The organism is Methanohalobium sp. (assembly GCF_018609725.1).
In the GTDB taxonomy this organism is placed as follows: domain Archaea; phylum Halobacteriota; class Methanosarcinia; order Methanosarcinales; family Methanosarcinaceae; genus Methanohalobium.
In genome coordinates, this window is the sequence record NZ_JAHENT010000054.1 from 1 (window position 1) to 12,342 (window position 12,342).

The 12,342-nt window shown below is 36.7% G+C and carries 10 protein-coding genes; 2 read left to right on the plus strand and 8 right to left on the minus strand.

Annotated elements, in window-relative coordinates; genetic code table 11:
• Positions 1 to 274: 274 nt before the first annotated feature.
• From ahcY to pylB, 5 genes are all read right to left on the minus strand, one after another.
• Positions 275 to 1,678 carry an adenosylhomocysteinase gene (ahcY, locus tag QZ276_RS03265; RefSeq protein WP_292485243.1) on the minus strand — a complete coding sequence of 468 codons (1,404 nt, stop codon included), beginning with the start codon at positions 1,676 to 1,678 and terminating at the stop codon, positions 275 to 277.
• Between the two features lie 89 nt (positions 1,679 to 1,767).
• Positions 1,768 to 2,967, minus strand: a complete 1,200-nt coding sequence (gene metK, locus QZ276_RS03270; protein WP_292485245.1) for a methionine adenosyltransferase — start codon at positions 2,965 to 2,967, stop codon at positions 1,768 to 1,770.
• A 497-nt stretch (positions 2,968 to 3,464) separates the two neighbouring features.
• On the minus strand, positions 3,465 to 4,247 hold the full coding sequence (pylD, locus tag QZ276_RS03275; protein ID WP_292485247.1) for a 3-methylornithyl-N6-L-lysine dehydrogenase PylD: 783 nt from the start codon (positions 4,245 to 4,247) through the stop codon (positions 3,465 to 3,467).
• 2 nt (positions 4,248 to 4,249) lie between these two features.
• A complete protein-coding gene (pylC, locus tag QZ276_RS03280) occupies positions 4,250 to 5,362 on the minus strand; it encodes a 3-methylornithine--L-lysine ligase PylC (RefSeq protein ID WP_292485249.1) in 1,113 nt (370 codons plus the stop codon).
• Between the two features lie 3 nt (positions 5,363 to 5,365).
• Positions 5,366 to 6,406 carry a methylornithine synthase PylB gene (pylB, locus tag QZ276_RS03285; RefSeq protein WP_292485258.1) on the minus strand — a complete coding sequence of 347 codons (1,041 nt, stop codon included), beginning with the start codon at positions 6,404 to 6,406 and terminating at the stop codon, positions 5,366 to 5,368.
• A gap of 219 nt (positions 6,407 to 6,625) precedes the next feature.
• On the opposite strand from pylB, the gene cysS reads away from it, so the two are divergent.
• Together cysS and QZ276_RS03295 are read left to right on the plus strand one after the other, a co-directional pair.
• Entirely contained in the window at positions 6,626 to 8,086 is a 1,461-nt protein-coding gene (gene cysS, locus QZ276_RS03290; RefSeq protein ID WP_292485251.1) for a cysteine--tRNA ligase, read from the plus strand.
• 109 nt (positions 8,087 to 8,195) lie between these two features.
• Entirely contained in the window at positions 8,196 to 9,401 is a 1,206-nt protein-coding gene (locus QZ276_RS03295) for a nicotinate phosphoribosyltransferase (RefSeq protein ID WP_292485253.1), read from the plus strand.
• A gap of 16 nt (positions 9,402 to 9,417) precedes the next feature.
• On the opposite strand, the gene QZ276_RS03300 is transcribed toward QZ276_RS03295, so the two are convergent.
• The 3 genes from QZ276_RS03300 to mtaA form a co-directional block, all read right to left on the minus strand.
• Positions 9,418 to 9,693, minus strand: coding sequence for a hypothetical protein (locus tag QZ276_RS03300; protein WP_292485254.1), 276 nt, complete (start codon positions 9,691 to 9,693; stop codon positions 9,418 to 9,420).
• A gap of 24 nt (positions 9,694 to 9,717) precedes the next feature.
• On the minus strand, positions 9,718 to 10,974 hold the full coding sequence (locus tag QZ276_RS03305; RefSeq protein WP_292485256.1) for a GAF domain-containing protein: 1,257 nt from the start codon (positions 10,972 to 10,974) through the stop codon (positions 9,718 to 9,720).
• Positions 10,975 to 11,117: 143 nt separating this feature from the next.
• Positions 11,118 to 12,131: a methylcobamide:CoM methyltransferase MtaA gene (gene mtaA, locus QZ276_RS03310; RefSeq protein ID WP_292485259.1), complete on the minus strand. Its 1,014-nt coding sequence runs from the start codon at positions 12,129 to 12,131 to the stop codon at positions 11,118 to 11,120.
• Between the last annotated feature and the right edge of the window lie 211 nt (positions 12,132 to 12,342).

The following is a 12,342-nucleotide window of genomic DNA, read 5'->3' on the forward strand; positions in this document are numbered from 1 at the left end:
GGAACATATTCCTCTTGATAATGGTCTGATTCCCTTACTGAAGTTGGTTTCTCTCCAAAATCCTGCTCTTTTGATTCCTGTTCTGTAGATTTATTCATATATATCCTCCTTTATTTATTTATTTTTTTAATTAACTATTTTTATAAGTTTCGATAATAATTGATTTATTAATATTACATTAATTTGCCATAATACAGAATGTTTTAAGTGGATATATGGAGGGTTCTACCCCTCATTGCAACCCTCCTTACAAAAACATCCACAAATCTATAGTTTAGTACCGATAATGATCCGGTTTATGCGGTCCATCAACAGGGAAACCGATATATTCAGCCTGTTCCTGTGTCATCTTGGTTAGTTTTGCTCCAAGTTTGTCAAGGTGCAACCTTGCAACTTCTTCATCCAGTACTTTTGGTAATCGATAGACTCCAATATCCTTTGGATTCTCCCATAGGTCTATCTGTGCAAGTGTCTGGTTTGTGAAACTGTTTGACATCACAAAACTTGGATGACCTGTTGCAAGTCCAAGATTGACAAGTCTACCTTCTGCAAGCAGATAAATTGAATGACCGTCTGGGAATTCATATTTATCTACCTGTGGCTTGATTTCAACTTTTTCTACATTATCCATTTTGTTTAATTCATCAACCTGGATTTCGTTGTCAAAATGGCCTATGTTACAGACAATTGCCTGGTCTTTCATCTTTGACATATGGTCGGTTGTAATAACATCACGATTTCCTGTAGTTGTTACATAAATATCCCCGTATGGGAGTGCATCTTCAACGGTCATAACGGAATATCCTTCCATTAACGCCTGAAGTGCACATATTGGGTCTGTTTCAGTAACAATTACTCTCGCTTTGTGATTGGCAAGCGCTTCTGCAGAACCTTTACCTACATCTCCAAATCCACAGACTACTGCAACTTTACCTGCAACCATCACATCAGTACCACGTTTTATGGCATCTACAAGTGATTCTCTGCATCCATAGATGTTGTCAAACTTGCTCTTTGTAACAGAGTCGTTGACATTTATAGCAGGAGCAAGGAGTTCTCCATCCTTTTCCCAGTGATATAATCTGTGAACACCGGTTGTTGTCTCTTCTGAAACACCCTTCCATTCAGCAACTGCTTTATGCCAGAATTTTGGGTCTTCAGCCAGTGAATCTTTCAGTATTTTGTTTTGAGCCATCAGGTCTTTGTTTTCTGTTGGTTCATCAAGGATGGATGGATTATCTTCTGCTTCATATCCGCGGTGCATCATCAGGGTTGCATCTCCACCATCATCCACTATGAGGTGCGGACCTTTGCCATCTGGCCATGTTAACGCCTGTTTGGTGCACCACCAGTATTCATCAACTGTTTCACCTTTCCAGGCAAAAACAGGGATACCTTCCGATGCTATCGCAGCTGCAGCTTCATCCTGGGTTGAGAAGATATTACATGATGCCCAACGTACATCAGCACCGAGTTCAACCAGTGTTTCAATAAGGACAGCAGTCTGAACAGTCATATGAAGACTGCCGCTAACACGTGCTCCTTTAAGTGGTTTTTGAGGACCATATTTTTCACGTGTAGCTATAAGTCCTGGCATTTCTTTTTCAGCCATATTTATTTGCTTACGGCCTAGTTCAGCCAGACCTATATCTTTAATCTTGTAATCATTATTTGTCATTTTTTCACCGTAGTTAATCCTATTTGTTCTTAGTTTTTGTCCAAATCTTGTCCGGTTTGAACCGGTGATGATTGTTATTTAGATTATAATCATTTTACAACGTTGAGATTGAATTTTTCTCTCAGACTATCCACTTTGTCAAGCTGTTCCCATGGGAATATATCCCTGCCAAAATGACCGTATGTAGATGCCTCCCTGTATGACCAACCTTTTGGATTCAGCAATTCAAGGTCTTCTATAAGGGCTGCTGGTCTGAAATCAAATATTTCACCAGATTCCAGTACATCCTGGATTTCCTGATCTTCTACCACTCCTGTACCATAGGTATCAACGTTTATACTGAGAGGCTTGGCAACACCTATTGCATATGCAACCTGGATTTCACATTTATCAGCAAGACCTGCTGCTACAATATTTTTGGCTGCATATCTTGCATAGTATGCTGCTGAACGGTCGACCTTGGATGGATCTTTACCAGAGAAAGCACCTCCTCCATGGCTGCCTACTCCGCCATAAGTATCAACAATTATTTTACGACCGGTAAGCCCTGCATCTGCATAAGGACCACCAAGCACAAATGAACCTGTTGGATTGATGAAATATTCTGTATCAGACCTCAGTAATCCTGTAGGTTCAAGGACATCATTAACAAGGTCTACTATGTCGTTACGTACTTTTTCAAGTGATACATCATCTGTCTGTTGAGATACGACTACCGTTGTTATATGGTCTGGTTTCCCGTTTACATATTTTATTGATACCTGAGATTTAGAATCCGGTCTTAGATAAGGTAACTTACCTTCTTTACGGACGGTATCAAGATACTGCAGTAACCTGTGACTATATGCAATTGGAGCAGGCATAAATTCAGGGGTTTCATTGGTGGCGTAACCAAACATCATTCCCTGGTCACCTGCACCCTGGTCTTCATACAATCCCATGCCTTCAGTTACACCCATTGATATATCAGGGGATTGTTCATGAATTTTTGACATATATTCAAAGGACTGGTCCCAGAAAAGAAGGTCTTCACGGTCATATCCTATATCCCGTACTATATCACGTGCTATATTTTCTGTGTTTATCTGGTCCATTCCTTTACAGGTTATTTCACCTGCATTTATCAAAAGGTCATGTGCAACAAGTGTTTCACATGCTACACGGCTGTCCTTGTCGGCTGACAGACATGCATCCAGAACTGCATCGGATATCTGGTCACACACTTTATCCGGATGTCCTGAGCCGACTGCTTCTGAGGTAAATACGTGGTCATATTTGAGTTTGCTCATATTTTACACTCCTATTTTTTTGATTCATAGGTTCCGAGTGAACGGAAAAATAAAACGTTAGAACGTATACTTATCAATTATATTATCAATGATTATTACGAACTGGTATCTCCATCCTTAAAACTATGTTTATAAGAAAAATCCCTTACGAATGAAGATTCATTTTCCGTCATCAAAATAGTTATTCCACCATAGTTGAAATGTTTATTATATTACGTAGGTATTTTTTGTATACTGATTTTTTATACATACCATTTAATTAATTGTAACATATTCCAATACGAGTTCATAATATATAAGTGTTACTGAAAATACAGGCATTTAAAGTTTCTCATGTTCAAAATAAGAGTCCAAAAAGGCTTAATTTCAAAAATAAAGGATTCTAATAGCTTTTTTTAGATAGCAAATTAAATCAAATAATATTAAGTTATATATTATATATGTTAGTTATCACAAATAAGTGTTACTATTAACCCTACAAAAATTTGCAAATTGATTTAAATTACCGAATAAAGCATTGAAGCAACACCTATAAGAAGTGGTTCCATAACCAAATCAACATCATAATCACTTCCCAACTCAGAACTGAGTCCACATGGAATTCCAGGTGTTGAAACAAGGCATCTTTCTGAAATCATATCTTTTGTAATGGTATTTTCATTAGGAGTGGCTTCAAAAACCATACAGAACTTTTTACCATTACTGTTGATATCATACGGATGTACCCCCAATTCCTTTATAGCATTATTAAGCGCTTCATTATCCGGATCATATGCATGAACATTAAAACCTTTTTTTATCAAGTGAGATGCTCCTGCATACCCTACCTTACCAAGACCTATAACAAGAATATCCTTGGTATCTGCATATTTGCATCTGGAAGCAATTTCTGCATAAATCACCCCTGTACAAACATGATTAGTTGCAATTTTACCGTTTCTGAGATTGTGAGCAATGAAAACATAGTCATCTGCCATCAGTAAAATATCCGCATTTTGGTTGACAGCATCATAATATCCTGCAACATCAGTATGATTTGTAATAAACCCATCCAGTTTCAGATAATTTGTTATTGTAAAAAGGGATTCTGCAAAATTACCAATAATTCCATTGCCTGCTGTTATGGGTATGATTCCGATTTTTTCATTTCCAAGTTTTGTATTATATACCGATTCACAGATGTCCCTTATCCCTTGACCAGTAGCCCTTTTAATAATATCATTATTTTTTTCAAATTGTCTGGATACATTGTACAAATCATCTGGTGTTAATAATGCCATATTTACTGCCCCATTATATAATTACATTTTAAAACCTGATGGCTTTCTTTTATAATCGAATATCCCATATATCTTAAATCTTTTACAGTTGATTCATCACCACCCCACATTATCAGTGTAAAAGCCGGATCATTTCCATTACATTTGAAAATTTCCAACCCATTGGAACAATAAAACTGTGTATATTCTGTAGCATTGGACAATATTTGCTCATCTACAGGAGTCAAGTATCCACCGCTTAACATTACATGTTCAAGTATACAACAATTTTCTTGGATTTTACTATTAATTTCCTGGACACCGCCGTAAAAAGCCTGCATTAAAAGATTCAAAAGATTAATTCCTGTTGAATGATATACCGTTATAGGCGTTTGACTCGGGAAACGGGCATCGATTTCAATAACCCTTAAATCATCAGGATTTTTTATAGCTTCAACATCCATTATACCTTTCAGTCCAAGGTTTGAAGCAAGTTTGTAGGCTATTTTCCTAAATTCAAAATCATGTTCCAGAGGCGTGACCATGTGGCAGTCGTATTTGTCATCAATATGGACTCTGGTTTCCTTTAAAACCGCAAAATTTGTCCCATCTCCTACTACCTCAAGAGATACTACATCACCTTCAATAAATTCCTCGACTATTTTCAGCTCATCTGTTTTAGAGTCCAGATATTTATTATCATGGATTATGGATACTCCTATACTGCTACTCTCAGAAAGTGGTTTTATAATACACGGTAATTTACATGGATAATCCATTGGTGTCGGTATTTTAATTGATTTGAAATATTGTTTGGACTTTTGTTTATCACTACTTATACGATAAGCATTAAAATCAAAAAGTAGAGGACAGTACAGGTTCTTTACGATATTTTCCAAAAAGTTAATTGTTGACTGGTTTTCATTTACCGGGAGTATTGCATCAACATTGTGGGATATATCGATAAGTTTTTCAGGGTTTTCTATGACATCAAAATTATAGAATTCGTCCACCAATTCTCTTATAAGTGGTTTTTCATGCCTGTCAATCAATAAAACCTTCATTCCCGATTTTTTGGCAAGATAGGTTACTTCAAATCCCTGAAGTTTACCGCCTATTATAGCAATAGTATTCATTTTTTATAAACCGATTATTTGATTGAATTCGGATTGTTTTGCAGGTTCCATGCCCATAGTCTTTAAACGGGAAACAACATTTTCCACATTTCTGTTTCTCTCTTCCAGATCTCTATCGTAGTTTACAACTCCTTCAAGAGTTGTGTTGGATGGTATTATTGAAGTTACAACATTGGCTCCTGAATTAAGTCTTTTTACCATGCCATCAATCCCTTCTATATCAAGAGATGCAGGTATCAACTTATCAGGAAACATCAATCTCAATATTGATATAATCTTTAATTCCTGCTCGCTGGAAAACTGACTCTGATTTTCAAGTGGTGTTCCTTCCTGAGGGGTAAAGGTCATGGCTCGGACCATATCAGAATCATTATCTTCCATACCCCTTAATGATTTTATAAGAGATTCAATGTCCGGTTCTATTCCTGATAGGATTCCATCCTCTACACAAAAACCTATATTTTTGGCAAATTTTCTGGCATTAATACGGTCTCTAAATGACTGACCCACTCTCATCCTCTCATATAGCTCTTTGTCATACGTTTCCTGATAAAGTGCAAGGAAATCAGCGCCATAATTATAAAGATTTTTCAGAATATCATTATCCACCACACCGGGTGATACCATAATGGGCAAGTTCAGTTCATTTTTAACATTTTTCACAATATCAACAAGCAAATGAGGGTTGTTATGATAATACGGATCTTCGCCCATTGTCAGGTCTACCATATGAATCTGTTTACCTTTAAAAGATGAACAAATTCTAAGGATTTCATCAGTACTTAAACGATATCTGGAAATATTGTTTAATTTATTGTAATAGCAAAATGAGCATTCATTTTTGCAGTATGTTGAAAAATAGATAAAACTGTACAAAAACACCTTGTTACCGGTGAATTCGTCCCTGACAATTCTTGATACCTGATATAATTTATCAAGTTCTTTACGGTTTTCAGTAGATAACAGATGTTTTATTTCAGAATCCGATAAACCTCTGCCGTTTATTATATCCTGCACAAATTCATTAAGGTCTTTATTATCCATATTTTCAAACAAAAGGTTCACCCTGTACCTTAATCCATAGTATCGTTTAAGCAATGATATAGTTATAATGATTTCATACGATTTATTTTCAGATGAATTATATACAACTTACGTGACATATTCATCATTATATTTTAATTCTGCTATACGAATAAATATAGCGATAGTGTACTGATAAAACACAAATCTTATATAACAACTTGGAAGACATTTTTTATTATGAGCATTAAGCTTTACAACTCGCTCACCAATAAAGTTGAACCCTTTGTACCGGTAGATGGCAAATTTGTAAGGATGTATAACTGCGGCCCGACTGTATATGGCAGGGTACATATAGGAAATATACGAAGTTTTTTGATGGCAGACCTGCTCAAACGTTTTTTAATCCTTAAAGGTTATCAGGTTAGACAGGTTATGAATATTACAGACGTCGGCCATATGACATCTGATTCTGATGAAGGTGAAGACAAACTACAGATTGCTGCCGATAAAGAAAAACTTGACCCCTGGAAAATTGCGGACAAATACATGCGATTGTTTATGGATGACCTGAATAAACTAAATATAGATGATGCAGATGTTTATCCCCGTGCAACCCAGCATATTAATGAAATGATAGAAGTAATTAAAAAACTTATAGATAATGGATATGCGTATGTTTCAGGAGGAAACGTCTATTTTGATATAACCAAATTCCCTGAATATGGAAAACTCTCAGGAAATGTTCTGGAAAAATTACAATCCCAAGAGCGTGCTATATACGACCCCAACAAACGCAACCCTCAGGATTTTGTTCTCTGGTTTTCGCATTCCAAATACAAAAATCACATCATGAACTGGGATTCTCCATGGGGCGAGGGATATCCCGGCTGGCATATTGAATGCTCTGCAATGGCTTTGAAATATCTCACGGATGCTTTCAATGAACATTTTGATTCTGAAAAATCCACTACCATTGACATTCATACAGGCGGAGAAGATAACAAATTTCCACATCATGAATGTGAAATAGCCCAGAGTGAAGGTGCTACAAGGCAGAGATTTGTCAATTACTGGATGCATGTAACCCATCTTCTGGTAGAAGGAAACAAAATGTCAAAATCTTTAAACAATATTTATACTCTCCCAGACATCCTCTATCAGGGATATAAACCAGAAGCGTTACGTTATGTTCTGCTTACTACTCATTACCGACAAAAACTCAATTTTACTTTTAAAAATTTACAGGCATCACAGAATGCCATTGATAGACTGCAGGAGTTAATATTTAACCTGAAACATACAGGAAATGAATCAGGCGGTTTTGAAGCTGAAAATTTTGCAGAAAAGGTTAAAGACGATTTTATCAAAGAACTGGAAAAAGACCTGAATATAGCAGGAGCAATCGGTGTTCTTTTTGATGCAGTAAAAACTATTAATAAATCCCTTACAAATATCGGACAACAGGAAGCAGATATATTATTGGATATGCTCAAAGATTTAGATAAAGTGCTGGGAGTACTGGATTTTAGTGAACATGCCCCCCTTGAAAAAGAAATACAGGAAATTATAGAACAAAGAGACAGAGCAAGGAAATCAAAAGATTTTGCTACTGCTGACAAAATACGTGACAATCTAAAAAAACGCGGTATCCACCTTATTGATACTCCAGAAGGAACAATCTGGAAACGTGAGCAATGAGCCGACAATCAAACATCGGTTGTATGGGTTTATAATAATCAATTTTAAATAATTATTTGATTTATTAACGTTTCAAGTTTTATAACAATATACATCAATAGAGAAGGATATGATGCCAGAATTTCATCTAGTAAGTGAAGTAGACATTCGCAGTGGGAAAACAACCGATATTTATTTTGAGAACATAATGGAGATTTTTAACAAGAAAGGCGTTGGTAATGGGAATGTAGTTGCTGAATTTACTGCTTCCTCTTTACCGGATGAATGGAAATGGGGCATCTTTGCAGGACTGGATGAAGTTTTGAATCTGCTCGAAGGTAAAAGCGTTGATGTTTATGCCCTACCCGAAGGTACTGTTTTCAGGAATCAGGATACTGAAGGTGTAAATACACCAGTCATGTTTATTGAAGGGTCATACAAAAAATTCTGCATATATGAAACTCCCGTACTTGGGTTAATCTGCCATCCATCAGGCGTTGCTACAAAATCATCAAGGGTTAAAAAGGCAGCTAAGGGTTGTGATGTGATGTCTTTTGGAATACGGAGGATGCATCCCGGTATAGCCCCTGTTATAGATCGTGCCGCCTATATCGGAGGATGTGATTCCATTTCCTGCATAGCCAGTGCTGAAGAAGTAGGTATTGAACCCAAAGGAACAATGCCTCATGCCCTTAGTATTATATTTGGAGATCCAAAAAAGGCATACAAAGCATTTGATGATGTATTATCAAAAAACATCGCCAGAATAGCGCTGGTTGATACATATTATGACGAAACTATTGAATCTTTCATGGCAGCCGAAGCAATGGGAGAAAACCTTTACGGAATCCGACTTGACACACCTACTTCAAGAAGAGGAAATCTGAAAAAGATTGCACAGGAAATAAAATGGGAACTGAAATGCAGAGGAGTGGATGCAAGAATTATTGCATCAGGTGGAATTAATGAATACACAATCCCAGAATTAAGAAAAGCTGGTATCGATAGTTTTGGAGTGGGAACCACTATATCAAATGCTGATACCATCGATTTTTCTATGGATATTGTTGAAATGGATGGAAAACCTTCTGCAAAAAGAGGGAAGTTCAGCAAGAAAAAACAGGCTTACCGTTGCCCAGAATGTATGACATATAAAACAAAGTTATGGAACAAAGAGGATATACCAGTCTGTGAATGCGGAAATAAAATGATACCCATGCTGCAGAAATTCATGGAAAACGGTAAGATTCTAGATGATTATCCATCAGCACAAGATTTGAAAACAAACGTTATCAATCAATTACAAAAACTTGAAGCCGACTGGTTTAATGATTAAAAATAATTATCACATTTTAATCCTGTGTAATGTGAGTAGTTACATTTGATACACCATCAAAATAATTCATCAGGTACTGTTTTATACTGTTAGCTATAAAATTCCTGTCTTCTATGAGCAAACCGGATTTGATTTTAACGCCAAGTTCAATGCTAACACCTTCTAAAGATTCGGTTATATCTACTTTATAACAATCGGATACAAAATCCAGTGAATTTACAACATAGCATATAGCCAATTTATTGCCTAAGGAATAATCACCATTTGAATATGGAACCAGTTTGTATTTCATTTAAAAGACCTTCAATTAAACAAATCAGACCCTTTTATAAAATTCAGTATTTCGGGTATTGGGCTCTATTAACTTATTGAAAGATAGATAATCTTTGATATCCACTTCATTTTTCATCCGTGCGATAAAACCGCCTAATTGCGCAGCAATTGTCTCAATGGCTGTACGGACATCAGAGGGAATTTCATCGTACAAATGTGAGTATAAATTTAATGCACCCAGTACTTCCCCACTACAAACTAAGGGTATAAGTGCAACTGCACGCAGTTTTTCACTATTTTTTGCTGATTCATCTGATTTGAATGGTATTTCAGAATAGTCCTTGTAAAACGGCTGACCGGTCATTATTATCCTGTTGAGGATGGAATTTGAACCCAGATAAGATATGCTGTTTACAAAATCGTTTGAAAGACCCACAGATGTTATTAAGTTGAGGTTGTTGTTTTCATCTGCCAGATGGATACATCCACAATCTACAACTCCTGTATCAAGTGTTAATTCCAGTGCCTGATTTAAAATTACCTCTGGTTCATCAAATGTATTCAGTAAAAGCGCGATATCGTGTTCTGTATGCAGAATATTTTCAGTATGTTTTCTGTCAGTAATATCAACAATTATACCCTGATAGGAAATAGGATTTCCATCTTTATCCCTCTGGATAAAAGTTCTCTCATCTACCCATCTGATTTTTCCCGATTTAGTAACTATCCTGTATTCCTGCGAAAATTCATTATGTCCTTTTTCCCTGCGTTTGCAGAGTTCATATTGGACATGTTCAAGGTCATCAGGATATATGATATCCCCATACTGAAGCTTACCTGTAACAAATTCATCTGAAGTATAACCAAAACGATTTATGTTGTCCGATACAAATTCAACAGGCCATTTCTCTTCAAGTTTACATTCTGACTTCCACTGAAAAACAATTGCAGGACTGTTGTTAATTATTGATTCAAGTTCATCTTTTATTGCAAGTGTTTCCTGTAGTTTTTCTTCTTTCATTTTCTGGTCTGTAATATCTACAATTATACCTAGAAAATGGCTGGGTTTTCCCTTTTCGTCAAATTGAACAAACGTTTTTCCATTCACCCATCGGATATTTTTTGATTTGGTCAATATCCGGTATTGCAGAGAAATGTTTTTATATCCATAGTTATAACTTCTTTTAAATTTTTTTCTCACCTTGCCTACATCTTCTGGATGTATTATATCAATGTAATTCATCCTGATGGATGTAAAATCCTCTTTTGTGTAACCAAATTGCAGAATATTTTCTGACACATATTCCACTGGCCAGTTATATTCAGGTTTCCATAAAAAAACATAAACTGGAGTATGTGCAACCAGTTTCTTTAAATTTGAACTGTTTTCAGTGGTGGGTCTCATATTTAGAATCGTATATGGCAGATAATGGATGATAGATATCAGGAATAATACTCATTTCTGGCTTCTACCAGCGCCTGAACATTTACAAGCGGTGAATTTGGAGCAATTCCACAACCCGGTGCGAGTACATCCACACCATCGTCCATGGCTTTCTTGGCATCTTCCTTGACCTTATCAGGTGTTCCGCCAAGGATTGTGAATGGACTTGAAATATTGCCTACTATACATGCCCTATCACCTACTGTTTCTTTTGCTCCCTTAAGGTCTTTTACCTTTTCTTCCAGACTTAAACCGTCAAAACCTGTATCAGCCATCATATCTATTATAGGTGTCACGTTGCCGCAGATATGCAAAACTGTTGGAGCTTTTACCTCTTCTGCAAAACGCTGCAATCTTGGTTTTATTCGGTTGTCAAAATCATTGGGACTTAAAAGGTCTGGCGAGGCAACCGGGTCGGCTACACAGATTACATCCGCTCCATTATCTACCATACCTTTGGCATATTCTATACAGGCATCAGTTGCAAAATCCATTATAGCATCAAAATTTTCTGGTTTTTTTATCGACCATTTCATGAAGCTCTTGGGACTTACAAGGTCTGAAGCAAGGGTTGCAGGTCCTTCAAGACCCGATATGAGCGGTACTTCATCTTTGTATTTGTCCTTTATAATTCTGGATGATTCAAAAACTGCAGGAATCCTTCCGTTACTAAAAAGGTCATCAGGCATCTTAAGGTCACTGATGTCTTTGGGATAAGGATGGTCTGTTATAGAGGGCTGTCTGTTCTTTGTACCCATATTAACCCCGCATCCAAGTGCTTCAGCAAGAACTGTAAGACAGAAAGGGTTCCTAATTGCTTCTAAACTCCCCTGTTCATGTGATGCCATTGAAAGAGTCGCCATTTTTTCTGGGTCACTGTGGGCATCCGGCCACTCTGCACCTGTAGCATCCATTAAATCTACAATTGCTGTCTGTGTTACAGATACAGCTGGTTTTTTATCTACTTCCTCTCCCTTAAGAGCATTAACTAATCGTTCATTCATGTTTTTCATTTCCATCGCCTCCTCTATTCAGATTAAAAATTAAAAATTGAATGAGGTTAAGATTAGATTGGAGCGATTGTCCTTCCATATACCTCATTCAGTATCATCGCCAGTGCTGTATAGACACCTGCAAGTCCGGAGATGGCTCCTATGTATCCACCTAACGTTGTCATCATAGCAAATCCTGCATTGCCTATGGCAAGTGTAATGAACAGCAGGA

What these genes read in the sequence shown, in the direction of transcription:
- ahcY (WP_292485243.1), bottom strand. Translation starts at nt 1,678, where the DNA reads ATGACAAATAATGATTACAAGATTAAAGATATAGGTCTGGCTGAACTA.
- metK (WP_292485245.1), bottom strand. Translation starts at nt 2,967, where the DNA reads ATGAGCAAACTCAAATATGACCACGTATTTACCTCAGAAGCAGTCGGC.
- pylD (WP_292485247.1), bottom strand. Translation starts at nt 4,247, where the DNA reads ATGGCATTATTAACACCAGATGATTTGTACAATGTATCCAGACAATTT.
- pylC (WP_292485249.1), bottom strand. Translation starts at nt 5,362, where the DNA reads ATGAATACTATTGCTATAATAGGCGGTAAACTTCAGGGATTTGAAGTA.
- pylB (WP_292485258.1), bottom strand. Translation starts at nt 6,406, where the DNA reads ATGGATAATAAAGACCTTAATGAATTTGTGCAGGATATAATAAACGGC.
- cysS (WP_292485251.1), top strand. Translation starts at nt 6,626, where the DNA reads ATGAGCATTAAGCTTTACAACTCGCTCACCAATAAAGTTGAACCCTTT.
- QZ276_RS03295 (WP_292485253.1), top strand. Translation starts at nt 8,196, where the DNA reads ATGATGCCAGAATTTCATCTAGTAAGTGAAGTAGACATTCGCAGTGGG.
- QZ276_RS03300 (WP_292485254.1), bottom strand. Translation starts at nt 9,693, where the DNA reads ATGAAATACAAACTGGTTCCATATTCAAATGGTGATTATTCCTTAGGC.
- mtaA (WP_292485259.1), bottom strand. Translation starts at nt 12,131, where the DNA reads ATGAAAAACATGAATGAACGATTAGTTAATGCTCTTAAGGGAGAGGAA.